Annotated in this window: 15 protein-coding genes, 3 tRNA genes and 1 pseudogene; 18 read left to right on the top strand and 1 reads right to left on the bottom strand. The window is 69.2% G+C overall.

Annotation, left to right across the window (positions count from 1 at the left end):
- Window positions 1-19 precede the first annotated feature (19 nt).
- The 14 genes from ACEN96_RS00095 to ACEN96_RS00030 all read left to right on the top strand — a co-directional run bounded on the left by ACEN96_RS00095 (window position 20) and on the right by ACEN96_RS00030 (window position 13,863).
- On the top strand, window positions 20-604 hold the full coding sequence (locus ACEN96_RS00095; RefSeq protein WP_495586023.1) for an anthranilate synthase component II: 585 nt from the start codon (window positions 20-22) through the stop codon (window positions 602-604).
- Entirely contained in the window at window positions 601-1,653 is a 1,053-nt protein-coding gene (gene ltaE / locus ACEN96_RS00090; protein WP_495586022.1) for a low-specificity L-threonine aldolase, read from the top strand. The genes ACEN96_RS00095 and ltaE overlap by 4 nt, the downstream gene beginning before the upstream one ends.
- A gap of 12 nt (window positions 1,654-1,665) precedes the next feature.
- On the top strand, window positions 1,666-2,706 hold the full coding sequence (gene trpD, locus ACEN96_RS00085) for an anthranilate phosphoribosyltransferase (RefSeq protein WP_495586021.1): 1,041 nt from the start codon (window positions 1,666-1,668) through the stop codon (window positions 2,704-2,706).
- A 23-nt stretch (window positions 2,707-2,729) separates the two neighbouring features.
- Window positions 2,730-3,521 (top strand): indole-3-glycerol phosphate synthase TrpC, encoded by a 792-nt coding sequence (gene trpC, locus ACEN96_RS00080; RefSeq protein ID WP_495586020.1) that lies wholly within the window; start codon window positions 2,730-2,732, stop codon window positions 3,519-3,521.
- On the top strand, window positions 3,521-4,222 hold the full coding sequence (locus tag ACEN96_RS00075; RefSeq protein ID WP_495586019.1) for a uracil-DNA glycosylase: 702 nt from the start codon (window positions 3,521-3,523) through the stop codon (window positions 4,220-4,222). The genes trpC and ACEN96_RS00075 overlap by 1 nt, the downstream gene beginning before the upstream one ends.
- Window positions 4,223-4,404: 182 nt before the next feature.
- Window positions 4,405-5,349, top strand: coding sequence for a glucosamine kinase nucleotide-binding domain-containing protein (locus ACEN96_RS00070; protein WP_495586018.1), 945 nt, complete (start codon window positions 4,405-4,407; stop codon window positions 5,347-5,349).
- A 16-nt stretch (window positions 5,350-5,365) separates the two neighbouring features.
- Window positions 5,366-6,109 carry a GntR family transcriptional regulator gene (locus tag ACEN96_RS00065; RefSeq protein ID WP_343635936.1) on the top strand — a complete coding sequence of 248 codons (744 nt, stop codon included), beginning with the start codon at window positions 5,366-5,368 and terminating at the stop codon, window positions 6,107-6,109.
- A complete protein-coding gene (nagA, locus tag ACEN96_RS00060; protein WP_495586017.1) occupies window positions 6,106-7,227 on the top strand; it encodes an N-acetylglucosamine-6-phosphate deacetylase in 1,122 nt (373 codons plus the stop codon). Before ACEN96_RS00065 ends, nagA begins: the two co-directional genes overlap by 4 nt.
- The gene (locus ACEN96_RS00055; RefSeq protein ID WP_495586016.1) at window positions 7,224-8,246 is read left to right on the top strand and encodes an SIS domain-containing protein; all 1,023 of its coding nucleotides are present in this window, start codon (window positions 7,224-7,226) and stop codon (window positions 8,244-8,246) included. The genes nagA and ACEN96_RS00055 overlap by 4 nt, the downstream gene beginning before the upstream one ends.
- A 22-nt stretch (window positions 8,247-8,268) precedes the next feature.
- The gene (gene nagZ / locus ACEN96_RS00050; RefSeq protein WP_495586015.1) at window positions 8,269-9,750 is read left to right on the top strand and encodes a beta-N-acetylhexosaminidase; all 1,482 of its coding nucleotides are present in this window, start codon (window positions 8,269-8,271) and stop codon (window positions 9,748-9,750) included.
- Between the two features lie 57 nt (window positions 9,751-9,807).
- Window positions 9,808-11,127 carry an MFS transporter gene (locus ACEN96_RS00045; protein WP_495586014.1) on the top strand — a complete coding sequence of 440 codons (1,320 nt, stop codon included), beginning with the start codon at window positions 9,808-9,810 and terminating at the stop codon, window positions 11,125-11,127.
- Entirely contained in the window at window positions 11,124-12,026 is a 903-nt protein-coding gene (locus ACEN96_RS00040; protein ID WP_495586013.1) for a glycoside hydrolase family 16 protein, read from the top strand. The genes ACEN96_RS00045 and ACEN96_RS00040 overlap by 4 nt, the downstream gene beginning before the upstream one ends.
- A gap of 22 nt (window positions 12,027-12,048) precedes the next feature.
- Entirely contained in the window at window positions 12,049-13,122 is a 1,074-nt protein-coding gene (locus ACEN96_RS00035; protein ID WP_495586012.1) for an acyltransferase family protein, read from the top strand.
- Between the two features lie 30 nt (window positions 13,123-13,152).
- Window positions 13,153-13,863: a DUF6445 family protein gene (locus ACEN96_RS00030; RefSeq protein WP_495586011.1), complete on the top strand. Its 711-nt coding sequence runs from the start codon at window positions 13,153-13,155 to the stop codon at window positions 13,861-13,863.
- Between the two features lie 86 nt (window positions 13,864-13,949).
- Here the strand turns inward: ACEN96_RS00030 and ACEN96_RS00025 are convergent, their stop codons facing one another.
- Entirely contained in the window at window positions 13,950-16,589 is a 2,640-nt protein-coding gene (locus tag ACEN96_RS00025) for a TonB-dependent receptor (protein WP_495586010.1), read from the bottom strand.
- A 482-nt stretch (window positions 16,590-17,071) separates the two neighbouring features.
- Between ACEN96_RS00025 and ACEN96_RS00020 the strand changes: the two genes are divergently transcribed.
- The 4 genes and pseudogenes from ACEN96_RS00020 to tuf all read left to right on the top strand — a co-directional run.
- Window positions 17,072-17,157 (top strand) — tRNA-Tyr (locus tag ACEN96_RS00020).
- A gap of 83 nt (window positions 17,158-17,240) precedes the next feature.
- A tRNA-Gly gene (locus ACEN96_RS00015) sits at window positions 17,241-17,314 on the top strand.
- A gap of 71 nt (window positions 17,315-17,385) precedes the next feature.
- Window positions 17,386-17,460: transfer RNA gene (locus ACEN96_RS00010), tRNA-Thr, on the top strand.
- Between the two features lie 47 nt (window positions 17,461-17,507).
- Window positions 17,508-18,671: pseudogene (gene tuf, locus ACEN96_RS00005) on the top strand (elongation factor Tu); the annotation flags it as partial.

Here is an 18,671-nt window from a genome sequence, read left to right as displayed (position 1 = left end):
GCTGACGAAGGAGAACGACATGCTGCTGATGATCGACAACTACGACAGCTTCACCTTCAACCTGGTGCAGTACTTCGCCGAGCTCGGCGCCGACGTGAAGACGGTGCGCAACGACCAGATCACGCTGGACGGGATCGCCGCGCTCAAGCCCACCCACCTGGTGCTCTCGCCCGGCCCCTGCACGCCGAAGGAAGCCGGCGTCTGCGTGCCGGCGATCCAGCGCTTCATCGGCCAGCTGCCGATCCTGGGTGTGTGCCTGGGGCACCAGAGCATCGGCGCCGCGCTGGGCGGGAATATCGTCCGCGCGAAGGTGCAGATGCATGGCAAGTCCTCGACCATCGCGACCGACACGCAAGGCGTGTTCAGCGGGCTGCCGGAGCGCTTCGACGTGATCCGCTACCACTCGCTCGCGATCGAGGAGGCGACGCTGCCCGCCGAGCTGGAGATCAGCGCCCGCACCGACGACGGCGAGATCATGGGCGTGCGCCACCGCGCGCTGGCCGGCACCGCGACGCCGCTGGAAGGCGTGCAGTTCCACCCCGAATCCATCCTCTCCGAGCATGGCCACGCGATGCTGCGGAACTTCCTGGAGTTGGCGCGATGAATGCAGGCATGAAGGGCCAGGTCGTCGACCTGCGCAGCGACACCGTCACCCAGCCCACCGCCGGCATGCGCGCCGCGATGGCCGCGGCGCCGCTGGGCGACGACGTGTTCGGCGACGACCCCAGCGTCAACGCGCTGCAGGCGGCGCTGGCGGAACGGCTCGGCTTCGAGGCCGCGCTGTTCATGCCGACCGGCACGCAGAGCAACCTCGCGGCGCTGATGTCGCATTGCCAGCGCGGCGACGAATACATCGTGGGCCAGTTCGCGCACACCTACCGCTGGGAAGGCGGCGGCGCGGCGGTGCTGGGCTCGATCCAGCCGCAGCCGCTGAACCACGCGCCGGACGGCTCGCTGCCGCTCGCCGACATCGAGGCCAGCATCAAGCCCGACGACGCCCACTTCGCGCGCACGCGGCTGCTGGCGCTCGAGAACACGATCGGCGGCAAGGTGCTGCCGATGGACTACCTGGCCGCCGCGTCGGCGCTGGCGACGAAGCATGGCCTGGCGCGCCACCTCGACGGCGCGCGGCTGTTCAACGCGGCGGTGGCGGTGGCCGCCGCGCAAGGCGGCGATCCCTATGCCGCGGCCCGGCGCATCAGCGGGCATTTCGACAGCGTGTCGGTGTGCTTCTCGAAGGGACTGGGCGCGCCGGCCGGCTCGGTGCTGTGCGGCTCGCGCGAGCTGATCCAGCGCGCGCACCGCTGGCGCAAGATGCTTGGCGGCGGCATGCGCCAGGCGGGCGTGCTCGCGGCGGCGGCGCATCATGCGCTCGACCATCACGTGACGCGCCTGGCCGAGGACCACGCGCTGGCGCGGCGGCTGGCCGACGGCCTGCGGGGGCTCCCCGGCCTGACGGTCGAGGCGCCGCAGACCAACATCGTGTTCTGCGACGTGGACAAGGACATCGCCGCGGCGCTGGTGGCGCACCTCAAGACCGAAGGCGTGCTGGCGACCGGGCTGTACAAGCTGCGCTTCGTCGCCCACCTCGACGTGGACGCCGCGGGCGTCGACCGCGCGATCGCGGCGACGCGGCGCTTCTTCAATGCCTGAGCGGAGATCGACATGCCCATCACCGACAACGAAGCGCTGACCCGCGTCATCGAGCACCGCGAGATCTTCCACGACGAGATGCTGGCGCTGATGCGCCGCATCATGAGCGGCGACATCTCGCCGGTGACCGCGGCGGCGATCCTGATCGGCCTGCGCGTCAAGAAGGAGACCATCGGCGAGATCACCGCCGCCGCGCAGGTGATGCGCGAGTTCTCCGTCAAGGTGCCGATCGAGCCGGGGCCGCATCTGGTCGATGTCGTGGGCACCGGCGGAGACGGCGCGCACACCTTCAACATCTCGACCTGCTCGATGTTCGTCGCCGCGGCGGCGGGCGCGCAGGTCGCCAAGCACGGCAACCGCAGCGTCTCGTCCAAGACCGGCAGCGCCGACGTGCTGGAGGCCCTCGGCGTGACGCTGTCGCTGCCGCCGCAGGCGGTGGCGCGCTGCGTCGAGGCGGCCGGCATCGGCTTCATGTTCGCGCCCAACCACCACCCGGCGATGAAGAACATCGCACCGGTGCGCAAGGAGCTGGGCGTGCGCACGATCTTCAACATCCTGGGCCCGCTGACCAACCCGGCCGGCGCGCCCAACATCCTGATGGGCGTGTTCCATCCGGACCTGGTGGGCATCCAGGTGCGCGTGATGCAGCGCCTGGGCGCGGCGCACGCGGTGGTCGTCTACGGCAAGGACGGGATGGACGAGATCTCGCTGGGCGCGGCGACGATGGTCGGCGAGCTCAAGAACGGCGAGATCCGCGAGTACGAGATCCACCCCGAGGACTTCGGCATGCCGATGGTGGCGAGCCGCAACCTGCGCGTCGGCGGTCCGGAGGAGAGCCGGCAGATCCTGCTGGCCGTGCTCGGCAACGAGCCCGGCCCGGCGCGCGACATCGTGCTGCTGAACGCCGGCGCGACGCTGTACGCGGCCAATGTCGTCGAGTCCATCGCCGACGGCGTCGCGAAGGCGCGCGTGGCGATCGAATCCGGCGCGGCAAGGGCCAAGCTCGACCAGTTCGTCGCCGAGACGCAGAAGCAGGCCGCCGCGCACGCCTAGGCCGCAAACGCAGAGGAAACCGCATGTCTGACATCCTGGATCGCATCAACGCCGTCAAGCGCGACGAGGTCGCCGCGGCGCAGGCGAAGGTGCCGCTGGCCGCGCTGCGCGCCGAGGCCGAATCGCGCGCCGAGCCCACGCGCGGCTTCGTGAACGCGCTGCGCGCGAAGATCGCCGCCGGCCGCAGCGGCGTCATCGCCGAAGTGAAGAAGGCCAGCCCGAGCAAGGGCGTGCTGCGCGAGGACTTCCGTCCCGCCGACATCGCCCGCAGCTACGAGCAGCACGGCGCCGCCTGTCTGAGCGTGCTGACCGACGCGCCGCATTTCCAGGGCTCGGTCGAGTACCTGAAGCAGGCGCGCGCCGCCTGCGCGCTGCCGGTGCTGCGCAAGGACTTCATGATCGATCCGTACCAGGTCTACGAAGCGCGCGCGATGGGCGCCGACTGCATCCTGCTGATCGTGGCGAGCCTGGACGACGGGCAGATGGCCGAGCTCGAGGACTGCGCGCTGGGCCTGGGCCTGGACGTGCTGGTCGAGGTGCATGGCGGCGACGAACTCGAGCGCGCGCTGCGCCTGAAGACGCCGATGGTCGGCATCAACAACCGCAACCTGAAGACCTTCGAGGTCACGCTGGACACGACGCTGGGTCTGCTGAAGCAGGTGCCGGCGGACCGGCTGCTGGTGACCGAGTCGGGCATCCTCGGCCCCGGCGACGTGGCCCGCATGCGCCAGGCGCAGGTGAACGCCTTCCTCGTCGGCGAGGCCTTCATGCGCGCGCCCGATCCGGGCGCGGCGCTGGCGGCGCTGTTCGGCTGATGCCGGCGACGCTGAACACCATCGATTGGCAGGTCGGCGACGGCTGGCAGCCGCTGGTCGACGCCTGGCGCGCGAGCGCCGATGGCCAGCGCATCGAGGCGCTGCTGCGCGAGCGCCTGGCCGCCGGCGCGGCGATCTATCCCGCCGACCCGCTGCGCGCGCTGCGGTTGACGCCGCTGACGGGCGTGCGCGTCGTCATCGTCGGCCAGGACCCGTACCACGGGCCGGGGCAGGCCGAGGGCCTCGCGTTCTCGGTGCCGGCGGGGCAGAAGCTGCCGCCGTCGCTGCGCAACATCTTCAAGGAACTGCTGCGCGACCTGGGCCAGCAGCCGGCGATGTCGGGCCACCTGTCGGCATGGGCGCGGCGCGGCGTGCTGATGCTCAACACCAGCCTGACCGTCGAGGATGGCGCGGCTGCCTCGCACGCGAAGAAGGGCTGGGAATCGCTGACCGACGCGCTCATCGCCGCGGCGGCGAAGGACCCGGCGCCGAAGGTCTTCCTGCTGTGGGGTGCGCACGCGCAGGCGAAGGCGCCGCTCGTCGAGGCGGCCGGCCGCGGCCACCTGGTGCTGCAGGCCAATCACCCGTCGCCGCTCTCCGCGACGCGGGGCCCGGCGCCCTTCATCGGCAGCGGGCACTTCTCGACCGCGCGCGACTGGCTCAAGGGCAAGGGCGTCGACTTCGAGTGGTCGCTGGACTGACGGTACCGCGCAGGACGCAGGCCACCAGTGCGCGCTGCTCCCGATTCCACGACGCTGCCATCACTGGTACGTTGGTGGTTATCATCCGCGAGCCCCTAGCGGAGCGATCCATGCATCAGGGTTAAGTCCAGTGCACTACCAATTGACGCTTCGCGTTTTTTGGTACTAAACTGGTATTAATCATGACGAGCCACACCCTGGCGGACGCCTGGTCCGCGCCCTTGCAGCCGCAGTTCGCGGCCGTTCGCTTCCTGGTGGGGGTGGATGGCGGCGGCACCGGCACTCGGGTCCGGCTGAGCGATGTCCACGGACGCCTGCTTGGCCAGGGATGGGCGGGCCCGTCCGCGCTGGGGCAGGGCATCGCCCAGGCCTGGCGCCACATCCAGATGGCGGTCCAGGAGGCCGCCGCCAAGGCCGGCATCGAACGGCTGCCGCTCGGCGACACCGCGATCGGCCTGGGCCTGTCCGGTGCCGGCGTGGCCGCGCAGGCGCAGGCCTTCGTCGCGCAGCAGCCCGGCTACGCCCACATCGAACTCGTGAACGACGGCACCACGTCCGTCATCGGCGCCCATGCGGGCCGTCCGGGCGGCGTGATCGCGGCCGGCACCGGCACGGTGGGCGAGGCGCTGCGCGCCGATGGCGCGCTGGTCTGCGTCAGCGGCTGGGGCTGGATCGGCGGCGATGAAGGCAGCGGCGCGTGGCTCGGCATCCAGGCGATGCGCGTCGCGCAGAAGGCCATGGACGGCCGCGCCGGGCCCGGCCCGCTGGCCCGCGCCGTGTGGGCGGCCGCCGGCTGCGCCCATGACCAGGACCGCGACGCCGTCAACGCCTGGGTCGCCCAGGCCGGCCAGCATGCCTACGCGCAGCTGGCGCCCCTCGTGTTCGAGCACGCCGACACCGATCCGGCCGCGCACGCGCTCGTCGCGCAGGCGGTCGCGGAACTGGAGCAGCTCGCGCTCGCGCTGGACCCTTCGCAGCAGCTGCCGCTCTCGCTGGCGGGCAGCGTGGCGCAGCGGCTCGCCGCGCTTTTCTCAGGCAACATTCGGGCCCGTTGCGTGTCGCCTCAAGGCGACTCGGCCGACGGCGCGCTGCGGCTGGTCCGCGGCGCTCTCTCCGAAACACGTTGAGAAGAAGAGACGCCCGATGAGCACCAAGCTGCCCTTCCAGTTCAAGCCCGACTCCGCCGCCGCCTCGCCGCTGTACATGCAGCTGGCCCACAAGCTGGCGCAGGCGATCCGCGAAGGCCAGTACCAGGCCGACGAAGCCCTCCCGTCGGAACGCGTGCTCTCCGAATCGCTGGACCTCTCGCGCGTCACCGCGCGCAAGGCCATCGACCGGCTCGTCGAGCAGGGGCTGATCGTGCGCAAGCGCGGCTCCGGCAACTACATCGCGCCCAAGCTCGAGCAGCCGCTGTCGCGCCTGACCAGCTTCTCCGAAGAACTGCATCAGCGCGGCTTCAAGCCCAGCAGCCGCTGGCTGACCCGCGGCTTCGCCATGGCCGCGCCGGACGAGCAGCTGTCGCTGGGTCTGACGACCGGCCAGCGCGTCGCGCGCCTGGAGCGCCTGCGCCTGGCCGATGCCGTGGTCATGGCCTATGAGCTGTCCGTGCTGCCCGAGGCCGTGCTGCCCGAGCCGCAGAAGGTCGAGTCCTCGCTCTACGAGCACCTCGCCCGGCATGGCGGCGCGCCGGTGCGCGCGCTGCAACACATTCGAGCCATCAACGCGGATTCGCGGCTGGCCGGCCTGCTGGAAGTTCCGGTGGGCCAGGCGGTGCTGTTCATCACGCGGGTGGGCTATCTGGACCAGGGTCAAGCCGTCGAGCTGACCCATTCCTACTGCCGCAGCGACTACTACGACTTCGTCGCGGAGATGAGGCGAGACGGATGACGGCCCAGCACATCGACGGATTCATACTGACACCGAGCGGTTTCCTCCGCGGTGTGCTGGAACATCAAGACGGACGCGTGACCCGCATCGACGGGAGCGCGGTCTCCGAGCACGAGGCGCGCCACGGCGCGCAAGACCTGCCCCTCGTGCTGCCCGGGTTCATCGACACCCATGTCCACGGCGGCGCCGGCCACGACACGATGGAAGGCGGCGCGGCCGCCGCGCGGCTCGCGGCGCTGCATGCGAAGCACGGCACCACCTCGCTGCTGGCCACGACGATGACCGCGCCGCTGGACGAGATCCGCCATGCGATGCGCGCGCTCGCGCCGACCTGCGCCGAGCGGCCCGCCGGCGGCGCCCGCGTGCTGGGCGTGCACCTCGAGGGCCCTTACATCAATCCCGGCAAGCTCGGCGCGCAGCCCGACTTCGCCAAGGCCGCGTCGATCGGCGAGATCCGCGAGCTGCACGCGATCGCGCCGATCCGCCTGATCACGCTGGCGCCGGAACTGCCCGGCAACCTGGACCTCGTCCCGCCGCTGCGCGAGGCCGGCTTCCAGGTCCAGATCGGCCACACGCTGGGCACCTACGAGGACGGCGTGGCCGCGCTGGGCCGCGGCGCCGGCGGCTTCACTCATCTGTTCAACGCGATGACCGGGCTGCACCACCGCGAGCCGGGCATGGTGGGCGCCGCGCTGGCGCATGCGCAGTACGCCGAGATCATCCCGGACCTGCTGCACGTGCATCCCGGCGCGATCCGCGTCGCGCTGCGCAGCATCCCGCGCCTGTTCTGCGTCACCGATTCGACGGCGGCGGCCGGCATGCCCGATGGCGAGTACAGCCTGGGCCGCCACCGCGTCACCAAGTGCCTGGGCGGCGTGCGCCTGCCCGACGGCACGCTGGCCGGGTCGACGCTGACCATGGACCAGGCGCTGCGCAACCTGGTGCTGAAACTGGGCCTGCCGGTCGAGGACGCGTCGCGGCGCGTCTCGACGCACGCGGCCGATTACTTGGGTCTGGACGACCGGGGCCGGCTGGCCCCGGGCGCCTGGGCGGACTTCGTGGTGATGGACCGTGGCTTGCAGTTGCAACGCGTGGTCGTGGAAGGGGAATCGATATGACCTCGCGAATGCTGGAAGAGGCGCTGAGCGCGCCGCAGGTGGTGGCCCGTCAGATGGCCTCCGATCAGGGCGCCTACGCGGCGCTTGGCGACGCGCTGCGCGAGCAGCCGCCGGCCTCGCTGCTGACGATCGCGCGCGGCAGTTCGGACCATGCGTCCAACTACCTGGCCTACCTGGTCATGGCGCGCCTGGGCCGGCTGGTGACCTCGCTGCCGATGTCGCTGATCACGCTCTACCAGAGCCGCATCGAGAGCAAGGGCCTGCTGTCGCTGGCCTTCTCGCAATCGGGCCAGAGCCCGGACCTGGTCTCGCCGACGCAGTACTTCCGCGCCAATGGCGCGCGCACGGTCGCCTTCGTCAATGCCGAGGGCTCGCCGCTGGCCGCCGCCGCCGAGCACGTCTTCCCGCTGCACGCGGGCGTCGAACAGAGCGTCGCCGCGACCAAGAGCTACATCGCGCAGCTGGTCGCCGGCGCGCGCGTCGTCGCGGCCTGGCAGGGCGACGAGGACCTGTCCGCCGCGCTGCAATCGCTGCCGCGGGCCATGGAGCAGGCCGCGCGCCAGCGCTGGGACGTGGCCGTCGACGCGCTGAAGGACGCCGACAAGCTGTTCGTCATCGGGCGCGGCACCTCGCTGCCGATCGCGCTCGAGGCGGCGCTCAAGTTCAAGGAGACCTGCGGCATCCAGGCCGAGGCCTTCTCCGGCGCGGAAGTCAAGCACGGCCCGATGGCGCTGGTCGACGAGGGCTATCCGCTGCTGGTCTTCGCGCCGCGCGGTCCGGCGCAGGCGGGCCTGCTCGCGCTGGCCGAGGAAATGCGCGGCCGCGGCGCGCGCGTGCTGCTGGCGGCGCCGGAAGGCACGCCGGGCGCCGAGCTGCCGCTGAGCTGCACCGGCAACGAGGACCTGGATCCGATCGCCGCGGTGCAGAGCTTCTATCCGATGGTGGAGGCGCTCGCGCAGGCGCGGGGCCTGAACCCCGACCAGCCGCGCCATCTGGCCAAGGTCACGAAGACGCATTGATTCCCGGCAGCAAGAGAACGACATGAGCGAGACAGCATTCCATCCGGGCCGGCTGGTGATGGTGGACATCCAGGGCAAGACCCTGGATGCGGCCACCGCCGCCTTCCTGCGCGACAACCGGATCCGCGCGGTCTGCCTGTTCCGCAAGAACCTGGGCACCGAGGCCGAGGTCCGCCGGCTGACACGCGACCTGCGCGAGACCATGGGCCCCGACGCCCTGATCGGCCTCGACCAGGAGGGCGGCTCCGTCGTGCGCGCGACCTTCCTGCCGCAGCCGCCGTCGGCGATGGCGCTGGGCGCGGCCGGCGGCGAGGCGCTGGCCGAGCAGGTCGGCGCCGCGGTGGCGCGCGGGCTGCGCGGCATCGGCATCAACTGGAACTTCGCGCCGGTCACCGACATCAACAACAACGCCGCCAATCCGGTCATCGCCGAGCGCAGCTTCGGCGAGACGGCCGACCTCGTCACGCGCTTGGCCGGCGCGTGGATGAAGGGTTCGATGGACGCGGGCGTGGCCTGCTGCATCAAGCACTTCCCGGGACATGGCGACACGCATGTCGATTCGCACCTGGACCTGCCGACCGTCGACAAGTCGCGCGCCGAGCTCGACGCGCTCGAGCTCAAGCCCTTCAAGGCGCTGCGCGACGCGGCGCCGTCGATCATGACGGCGCACATCGTCTATCCGAAGATCGATCCGCGCTACCCGGCGACGCTCTCGAAGACGCTGCTCGGCGGCATCCTGCGCGACGAGTACGGCTACGACGGCGTCGTCATCACCGACGCGCTGATGATGAAGGCCATCGCCGAGCGCTACGGCTATGCGAAGGCGGCGGTGCTGGCCATCAATGCCGGCGCCGACATGATCCTGGCGCAGGGCTCGCTGGACGAGCAGGCGCAGGCCATCCATGCGCTGCAGGACGCGCTCGCGCGCGGCGAGCTGAGCGCCGCGCGGGGCCGGCAGGCGCAGGCGCGGCTGGACAAGCTGGCGCGCGACTTCCCGGTCCGCTTCGACGACTACCAGGGCGCGCGCCGCGACGCCGATGACGCGCTGATGCGCGCCGCCTGGGCGGCGGGCCTGAGCGCGCTGCGCGGCGCGGCGCCGCCGGCGATCGACCGGCCGATCCGCGTGCTGGTGCAGGACGAGGTGCCCACCGACGGCGTGTCCGAGGCCGGACCGACCGGCGCGCAGGTGAGGGCGCTCTTCGACGGCCACGCGGACGTCGAGTTCGTCTCGCTGGCCGACATCGCCGCGCTGGACTGGGCCTCGGTGCCGCGCGATGGCCGCTTCACCATCGTGGCCTCGACGCATCGGGCGCGCTATGGCGACAACGCCCGCGCCTGGACGCCCGACCTGCACCTGGTGCTGTGGAATCCGTTCCAGGCGCTCGACGTCGACGCGCCGACGGTGATCAGCTGGGGCTACGCCGACGGCGCGCTGGGCGCGCTGGGCGCGTGGCTGCAGGGCCACGGCGTGGCCGGCGGCCAGTCGCCGGTGACGCTGAACTGAGCGCACGGCCGCCGCCGTGACGCCGCCGTGACGCCGCATTGATCCGAGGGCCCCGACATGAGCCAGCCGCACACCGCTTCCCCGCCCCCGCGATCGCCGATCCGCTGGGTCTCCAGCCTGTACTTCGTGCAGGGCATGCAGTTCTTCGTCGTCATGCTGATCGCTGGCCTGATGTTCAAGAACATGGGCGTGGCCAATGACCAGATCGCGCGCTGGACCGGCCTGCTGGGGCTGGCCTGGGCATTCAAGCCGCTGTGGAGCCCGTTCCTGGAGCTGGCGCGCAGCAAGAAGCTGATCGTCGTGGCGGGGCAGTTCACCGGCGCCGCGGGCCTGGCGCTGATGGCGGTGGCGCTGCAGCTGCCGATGTGGTTCGCGGCCAGCATCGCGGTGCTGTTCCTGCTCGCCTACGCGTCGGCCACGCACGACATCGCCTGCGACGGCCTGTACATGGCGGCGCTCGACGACAAGCAGCAGGCGGCCTATGCCGGCTGGCAGGGCGCGTTCTTCAACGCGTCGAAGTTCCTGACGCTGGGCGGCCTGCTGGTGCTGGCCGGCCACCTGGAGCGCGGCATCGGCGTCATGAACGCGTGGTCGGTGATCTTCGCGCTGCTGGCGGTGCTGCTGTTCGTGCTGGCCAGCTACAACGCCTACGCGCTGCCCGGCGCGCTCAACACCGATCATGGCGATCTCACCGCCGCGGGGGTGTGGCGCACGCTGCGCGAGGTCATCGCGGACTTCCTCAGCAAGCCGGGCATCTGGCTGATGATCCTGTTCATCGTGATGTTCCGCTTCGCCGAGGGGCAGGTGCAGACGATCGGTCCGCTGTTCCTGATCGAGGCGCGCGACAAGGGCGGCCTGGGCCTGACCACCGAGCAGGTGGGCGGCATCTACGGCACGGTGGGCACGGCGGCCTTCCTGCTGGGCAGCATCGCCGGCGGCTACTTCACCAGCTGGATGAGCCTGCGCCGCGCGATGCCCTTCCTGATCGTGGCGATGGCGGTGCCCAACGCGACCTTCTACTACCTGGCCGTCACGATGCCGGCGGATCTCTGGCATGTCGGCTTCGCCGTCGCGGTGGAGATGCTGGGCTACGGCTTCGGCTTCGTCGGGATGATCCTGTTCATCATGCAGGCCGTCGCGCCGGGCAAGTACCAGACGGCGCACTACGCGCTGGGTTCGGGCGTGATGCAGCTGGGCTTCATCTTCTCGAAGACGATCAGCGGCGACATCCAGCTCGCGATGGGCTACGAGCGCTTCTTCCTGTGGACCATCGCCTGCGGCGCGCCGGCGCTGATCCTGCTGCTGTTCGTGCGCATGCCCGGGCGGGCGCCGAAGGCACCGGCGGCCGCCGCGGCGCCGGTGGAGAACGCGACATGAAGGCGATCGCCGCCGGCGCCGTGGCGCTGTCGATGGCGGCCGGCGCTCATGCCGCCGAGCCGCAGTACTTCTTCGACGACTTCAACTACCCGGATACGGCCGCGCTGTTCAAGCAAGGCTGGACGGTCCGCGGCGCGCCGGGTCACCCAGGCATTCCCGGCGCCCGCTGGGCGCCCGAGGGCCTGAGCCTGGTCGACGGCAAGCTGCGGCTGCATGCCGCGACCGACGGCACCGGCCCGGGCACGGCGCAGGTGCAGGTGTGCCACCAGCGCAAGTACCTCGCCGGCACCTATGCCGCGCGCATCCGCTTCAGCGACCTGCCGGTGAGCGGCGCCGATGGCGATCCGGTGATCCAGACCTTCTACGCGGTGAGCCCGCTGAAGCATGACTTCGATCCCGAGTTCAGCGAGCTGGACTGGGAATACCTGCCCAACGGCGGCTGGGGCAGCGACAAGACGCGCATCTACGGCATCACCTGGCAGACGGTGCGCCTCGATCCCTGGCTGGCCTTCAATCAGCAGCACGAGGAGTTCGGTCCGCTCGGCGAGCGCGGCCGCGACTGGCACACGCTGGTGATGCAGGTGGCCGACGGCCGCACCCATTGGTTCATCGATGGCCGCAAGGTCGATGAGCACGGCGGCCGCAACTATCCGGTGGTGCCGATGTCGATCAACTTCAACCTGTGGTTCTCGCCGGAAGGTCCGTTGCCGAAGGGCCCGGCCGGCGGTCCGCCGCGCGTGTACGAGCAGGACGTCGACTGGGTCTTCCATGTGAAGGACACGGTGCTGAGTCCCGCGCAGGTCGAGGCGCAGGTGCAGCGCTGGCGCGCGGGCGGCATTGCCCGGCTGGATCAGGTGCCGGCCGCGCAGCCGGCGCTCGAGAGCCGCTGCGATTTCTGAGTCTCCTTCCCGCCGCCTTCCCATGAACGCTCCTTCCAAACGCATCGCGTCCGTCGACGCGATGCGCGGCCTGGCCGTCGCCGCGATGCTGCTGGTCAACAACCCCGGTGACTGGGGCCATGTCTACGCGCCGCTGGAGCACGCGGAGTGGAACGGCTGGACGCCGACCGACCTGGTGTTCCCGTTCTTCCTGTTCATCGTGGGCGTCTCCCTGTCGCTGGCCATGGGCGCGCGGATCGAGGCCGGCGGTGGCGCGGCCTTGCGCGGCACCGTGATCACGCGCGGACTGCGCATCGTGGCGCTGGGCCTGGTGCTGCATGCGCTGGCCTGGTGGCTGATGGACAAGCCGGCACTGCGCGTTCCCGGCGTGCTGCAGCGCATCGGCCTGTGCTTCGCCTTCACCGGCCTGATCGCGATCCAGTGGCGCGCCGCCGGTCAACGCGTCTGGCTCGCGGCCCTGCTCGCCGGATACGGCGCCTTGCTGCTGTGGGGCGGTCCGCTCGACAAGGCCGACAACATCGCCAGCCGCGTCGATGCCTGGCTGCTCGGTCCGCATGGGTACCAATGGGATGCGGCCACCGGCCTGGGCCATGACCCCGAGGGCATCGTCGCGACGCTGGGCGCGCTGGCCACGACGCTGCTGGGCTGGCGCTGCGGCGAGGCGCTGCGCGCCGGCGCCCTCAGGCAGCTCGCGGCCGTCGGCCTCATCGCGGCGGCGACGGGCTTCGCGCTCGATGCCATCGGCCTGATGCCGATCAACAAGAACCTCTGGACGCCGTCCTTCGTGTTGTGGACCGGCGGCCTGGCCGCGCTGGTGCTGCTCGCCGCCCACGCGCTGATCGACCGGCTCGGCGCGCCCGCGCTGTTCCGCAGCTTTGGCGTCAACGCGATCGCGGCCTACGCCGGCGCGTGGATGTGCACCGTGTTCCTCGAAGGCTTCGGCTGGATGCGCCCGCTCTACGCGCACGGCTTCGGCTGGCTGGGCGCCTGGCTCGGGCCGCATGCGCAGTCGCTGGGCTTCGCGGTGGCCTTCGTGGGCGTGTGGTGGCTCATCGTGCGCGAGCTCGACCGGCGCCGCTGGTACTGGAAGATCTGAGCGGGCTTTGCGCCCGCACAATACCGCTCCATGAGCCCGGAGACCTTCGCCATTCGCATGCCGCCCGACATCCGCTCGGTGCGGGTCGGCGAGCACCCGGTCGTCGTCATCGACGATTTCCTCGCGCATCCGCAGGCCCTGGTCGAGGCGGCCTGCCAGGCCCGCTTCGAGCGCTGCCCGGGCGCTGACGAGCGCAAAGGCTATCCCGGGCTGCGCGCGCCGGCGCCCGCGGCCTATACCGAAAGCCTGACGGAGCTGCTTGACCCGCTGATCCGGCTGAACTTCGGCGTTCCCGAAGAATTGCCGCTGCGCAAGTCGCCGTGCACCTTCTCGCTGACGACGGTGGCACCCGAGGACCTGGGACCGCTGCAGCGGGTGCCGCATTTCGATGCCAGCACGCCGCACTTCATGGCCGTGATGCTCTACCTCTGCGACGAGCGCCATGGCGGCACCGCCTTCTACCGCCACAAGGCCAGCGGCCTGCAGCAGATCACCGCCGATCAGCGCGAACGCTACGGCGACTTGATCTATGCGGAGATGGAGCGCTGCCCGGCGCCGCCGCGCTATTTCAGCGACTCGGACGACTGCTTCGAGCTGCTGGGCATGCTGCCGGCGCGATTCAACCGCCTGGTGGCCTACCGGGGCAGCCTGCTGCATTCGGCCATCGTCAACCCGGCGCTGGGGCTCAGCAGCGATCCGCGCCAGGGCCGCCTGACCATCACCACGTTCTACGACTTCTAGCGCGCGAGCGCTGCCCGCCCGGCGGCGCAGCGCAATGAAAAAAGCCCGGCGGCTGCCGGGCTTTCGAAGTGACGCCGCGGCGCCGGTCAGAACTTGGCGCTCAGGCCCAGCTTGTAGGTGGTCTCGCCCTTGAAGCTCCAGGCCGGGAAGCCGGCGCGCAGCGGGTCCTTGATGGCGGTGTTGGAGGCCGCCGCGGCGCCGTACTGGACGTCGTCTTCCTTGGTCAGGTTGATCGCCTCGAACGACAGCCGCAGGTTCTTGGTGATGTTCCAGCCCACGCTGGCGTCCAGCGTGCCGTAGGCATCGTGCATGCGGTTGCCGTACCAGAACGCGCCTTCGCGGATCATGTACTTCGAGCGCCAGTTGTAGGCCAGGCGGGCGAAGTACTGCTCGTTCTCGTAGTAGCCGACCAGGTTCACGTTGTGCTTGGAGGACTGGGTGAACAGGCTCAGCTGGTCCAGGTAGCTGCTGGCCGGCGCCGTGCCTTCGGTGAAGGTGTAGTTGCCCTGCGCGCCGAAGCCGTTGCCGAAGGCGTGGTTGGCCTGCAGTTCCACCCCGCGGATCTTGCCGCCGCCAGCGTTCTGGAAGCTCTGCACCGTCCAGTTGTCGACGCCGGACTTGGGATCGACCAGGCCGACCTTCTGGTTCGGCGTGGCATTGGCGACGACGAAGTTGGAGATGTCCTTGACGAAGTAGGTGGCCGACATCATGTTGCCGCGGCCGTAGTAGTACTCCAGGCCGATGTCCGCCTGGCTCGACTTCATCGGCTTGAGGCCGATGTTGCCGATGGTCCAGGTCTCGTTGCCGACGCGGTCGTCGTTGTAGCCGGACACCGTCACGCCGAACATGTTGGCGAAGTTCGGGCGCGTGATGGCCTGCGAGGCGGTGGCCCGCAGCACCAGGTTGCTGTTCAGGTCGAAGGCCAGGTTGAGGCTCGGCAGCACGTCGTTGTAGGACGACTTGGTCGACGTGGTGGTCTTCGCCCAGTTCTGGTTGCCGGCGTACTCGTCGGGCGGGGTCACGCCGTCGAACTTGTAGCCGGTGCTGGTGGCCTTGGTGGAGATGTAGCGCACGCCGAAATTGCCGCGCAGGCCTTTGGTCTCGAACTCGAACATGCCGTAGACCGAACGGTTCTTCTCGTTCAGCTCGCCATAGCCGGAGCGGTCCTCGACCCAGCCGGCGATGTTCCGGTTGGTGTTGTCCAGCATCGCGCCGATGTTGGCGCGCGGCACCGTCCAGCCGCCGACGTTCACCGAGCCGTCGAACAGGCCGGAGGTGGCGACCGGCGTGATCGTCGTGTTCCAGATCGGGCGGAAGCTGCGCTTCACGAAGGTGTGGTCGGCAAAGCGCACGCCGGTCTTGAAGGCGTTGATGACGCCCCAGTCCAGGTCGAAGGTGGCGTCGAGCTGGCCGAACTTTTCCTTGTCCTTGTTGGGGCCGGCGGAGGTGGCCCAAGTTTCCGGCGACATCTGCGCCGGCAGGGCGCCGACGCCCCAGGACTGGTCGGTGCTCGGATTGATCTTGATCTGCTTGCCGGTGGCGTCGATCGTGCCCTGCCAGTTCGGTCGCGTGAAGGGGCCGGCGGCGCCGTCGAAGGCGGCGGTCTGGTAGTTGGTGGTGGCCGAGGTGCCGCCGTCAGCCTTGGTCGTGCCGACGACGAGGTCGAACTTGGCGCTGCCCAGGGTGTAGTGGGCGTCGGCCACCGCGCTTTCCGAGTCCATGCTGGCGCCGCGCGCCCAGACCTGGAAGAACTTGTGCGGCAGCGGGTTGGCGGCCGTGGTCGTGCTGTGCAGGCACATGCCGTTCGGGTTGAAGTCCGACTTGACCGCGGTATTGCGGTTGTCGCAATTCTGGTCATGCATCAGGTAGTCGCTGGCGTTGGAGCTGTCGGCATTGAGCTTCAGCTTCAACAGGTTCAGCCCCACTTCCAGGCCCTCGACCGGACGCGCCTGCAGGGCGACGTTGAACGAGGTGCGCTTGCGCTCCTGCACGAAGGCGGTGGGGGCCACGTCGCTGTTCCAGCGGCTGTCGGACTCGACCCCGCGGCGGATGTAGTCGCCCTTGGACAGGCCGGCGGCGACCAGCACGCCCAGGCTGCGGCCCTCGTTGCGCCAGCTGTACAGGCCGGAGACTTCCTTCTCCGGATCGCTGATGGTGCCGTCGCCGTAGCGCACGCTGCCGAAGACCGTGTTGGCCTTCAGGTCCAGCGGCTTGCGGGTCTTGACGATCACCGTGCCGCCGATGCCGCCTTCGGTCAGGTTGGCCTGCGAGGACTTGTAGACCTCCATCCCGCCGATCATTTCCGCGGGCAGCAGCGAATAGTTGAACGAGCGGTCGATGTCCATCTGGTCGTACCAGCCGGTGGACGCGACGGTCTGGCCGTTCAGCGTGGTGTACGTCATCTGCGGGTCGGTGCCGCGGATCGACACCGAGGCGCCCTGGCCGAACGCCCGGCCCACCGAGATGCCGGGGATGCGGCCCAGCGCCTGGCCGACGTCGGAGTCGGGGAGCTTGCCCACGTCCTCGGCGCTCACGGCGTCCACGACGGCGCTGGCGTTCTTCTTGATGTTGGCCGCCGACTGCAGCGACGCGCGGATGCCGGTGACCACCACCTGTTCCAGCTGGGTGCCGTCGTCCTTCTTCTGTTCCTGCGCCTGCACGGCGAACGCCGCGCTCAGCAGCGTCAGCGTGACCGCCGCCGCGATAGGGGTCTTGTTGACCTTCATGAACTGCTCCTCTAGTGGCCTGGGAGTTGTTGGCCTTGATGAAGACTTGGCACCCGAAATCACGACACCCGACCGCTGAGTGACATGCTGCTGGCGCCCCCGAATACACCTCAATGCAACCAATGCCATGCCACTATAACGGTCGGTAACGCCACTTTGCTACCAGTTAATGGGGCGTGTTTTCCCTGCTGTAGCGCCGCCGCGACCCGCATGGACAGCGGTGTCTGGCGGTTTCCGCGAGGGCTGGCGCGAGGGACGGAGGCGAGTGCTGGAACGAGACCACTTGGTCGTAAATTGGTATTACTAGTGGTCCGTATGCATGCGCCTACGCGCGTGCGCCGGGATGCGTTCGTGTCGACTGCGGCGCTGCGTCATGAGGAGAGCTGCGCCAGGCGCCGACTCGCCAATCGCACGCCCACGGTTCCTCGAGCAAAAAGTGTTTGCGCCAAATAAGAACGCTGCTATAGTCGTGGGCTCGCCTCGGAGGGGTGGCCGAGTGGTTAAAGGCAGCAGACTGTAAATCTGCCCGCTAACGCGTACGCTGGTTCGAATCCAGCCTCCTCCACCAAGGCGAACAGATTGCAGGAGCAACGAAGCGGGTGATCGTCACACGCTTCGCGGTTCAGGCAGCTGGAATTGGCAAGCTCCCGGGCGGGAGTAGTTCAATGGTAGAACCTTAGCCTTCCAAGCTAATGACACGGGTTCGATTCCCGTTTCCCGCTCCACCGGAAGCTGAAGGTGTCGTGTCGAGATATCGATACAGGTTTGCTGATAAGGTCATCAATCCTGTGTCGATGCCCATGTGGCTCAGTGGTAGAGCACTCCCTTGGTAAGGGAGAGGTCACGCGTTCGATCCGCGTCATGGGCACCACCAATCTCTTCTATCCCGTTTCTTGATCTGATCGCCAGGAGCGCAAGATGGCAAAAGGCAAGTTTGAACGTACCAAGCCGCACGTGAACGTGGGCACGATTGGTCACGTTGACCATGGCAAGACGACGCTGACGGCCGCGATCGCGACCGTGCTGGCCTCCAAGTTCGGCGGCGAAGCCAAGGCCTACGACCAGATCGACGCGGCTCCTGAAGAAAAGGCGCGCGGCATCACGATCAACACGGCGCACGTGGAGTACGAGACGGCCAACCGTCACTACGCGCACGTGGACTGCCCGGGGCACGCCGACTACGTGAAGAACATGATCACGGGCGCGGCGCAGATGGACGGCGCGATCCTGGTGTGCTCGGCCGCTGACGGCCCGATGCCCCAGACCCGCGAGCACATCCTGCTGGCGCGTCAGGTGGGCGTGAAGTACATCATCGTCTTCCTGAACAAGTGCGACATGGTGGACGACGCCGAGCTGCTGGAGCTGGTGGAAATGGAAGTCCGCGAGCTGCTGAGCAAGTACGACTTCCCGGGCGACGACACCCCGATCATCAAGGGTTCGGCCAAGCTGGCGCTGGAAGGCGACAAGGGCGAGCTGGGCGAAGGCGCGATCATGGCGCTGGCCGACGCGCTGGACAGCTACATCCCCACGCCTGAGCGCGCGGTGGACGGCGCGTTCCTGCTGCCGGTGGAAGACGTGTTCTCGATCTCGGGCCGCGGCACGGTGGTGACGGGTCGCGTGGAGCGCGGCATCGTCAAGGTCGGCGAGGAAATCGAGATCGTGGGTATCCGCGATCTGCAGAAGACCACCGTCACGGGCGTGGAAATGTTCCGCAAGCTGCTGGACCAAGGTCAGGCTGGCGACAACGTGGGCATCCTGCTGCGCGGCACCAAGCGTGAAGACGTCGAGCGCGGCCAGGTGCTGGCCAAGCCGGGCACGATCAAGCCGCACACGCACTTCACTGCTGAGATCTACGTGCTGAGCAAGGAAGAAGGCGGCCGCCACACCCCGTTCTTCAACAACTACCGTCCCCAGTTCTACTTCCGCACGACGGACGTGACCGGTGCCGTGGAGCTGCCGAAGGACAAGGAAATGGTCATGCCGGGCGACAACGTCAGCATCACCGTGAAGCTGATCGCTCCGATCGCCATGGAAGAAGGTCTGCGCTTCGCCATCCGTGAAGGCGGTCGTACCGTCGGCTCG

The organism is Roseateles sp. Mitsp63 (assembly GCF_059491535.1).
This window is presented reverse-complemented; position numbering and strand designations above follow the sequence as displayed.

Bases quoted from the DNA above. Each gene is read 5' to 3' on its own strand.
- ACEN96_RS00065 (WP_343635936.1), top strand. From the start codon at position 5,366: ATGAGCACCAAGCTGCCCTTCCAGTTCAAGCCCGACTCCGCCGCCGCC.
- trpD (WP_495586021.1), top strand. From the start codon at position 1,666: ATGCCCATCACCGACAACGAAGCGCTGACCCGCGTCATCGAGCACCGC.
- ACEN96_RS00045 (WP_495586014.1), top strand. From the start codon at position 9,808: ATGAGCCAGCCGCACACCGCTTCCCCGCCCCCGCGATCGCCGATCCGC.
- ACEN96_RS00095 (WP_495586023.1), top strand. From the start codon at position 20: ATGCTGCTGATGATCGACAACTACGACAGCTTCACCTTCAACCTGGTG.
- ACEN96_RS00040 (WP_495586013.1), top strand. From the start codon at position 11,124: ATGAAGGCGATCGCCGCCGGCGCCGTGGCGCTGTCGATGGCGGCCGGC.
- ACEN96_RS00075 (WP_495586019.1), top strand. From the start codon at position 3,521: ATGCCGGCGACGCTGAACACCATCGATTGGCAGGTCGGCGACGGCTGG.
- trpC (WP_495586020.1), top strand. From the start codon at position 2,730: ATGTCTGACATCCTGGATCGCATCAACGCCGTCAAGCGCGACGAGGTC.
- ACEN96_RS00025 (WP_495586010.1), bottom strand. From the start codon at position 16,589: ATGAAGGTCAACAAGACCCCTATCGCGGCGGCGGTCACGCTGACGCTG.
- ACEN96_RS00070 (WP_495586018.1), top strand. From the start codon at position 4,405: ATGACGAGCCACACCCTGGCGGACGCCTGGTCCGCGCCCTTGCAGCCG.
- ltaE (WP_495586022.1), top strand. From the start codon at position 601: ATGAATGCAGGCATGAAGGGCCAGGTCGTCGACCTGCGCAGCGACACC.
- ACEN96_RS00055 (WP_495586016.1), top strand. From the start codon at position 7,224: ATGACCTCGCGAATGCTGGAAGAGGCGCTGAGCGCGCCGCAGGTGGTG.
- nagA (WP_495586017.1), top strand. From the start codon at position 6,106: ATGACGGCCCAGCACATCGACGGATTCATACTGACACCGAGCGGTTTC.
- ACEN96_RS00030 (WP_495586011.1), top strand. From the start codon at position 13,153: ATGAGCCCGGAGACCTTCGCCATTCGCATGCCGCCCGACATCCGCTCG.
- nagZ (WP_495586015.1), top strand. From the start codon at position 8,269: ATGAGCGAGACAGCATTCCATCCGGGCCGGCTGGTGATGGTGGACATC.
- ACEN96_RS00035 (WP_495586012.1), top strand. From the start codon at position 12,049: ATGAACGCTCCTTCCAAACGCATCGCGTCCGTCGACGCGATGCGCGGC.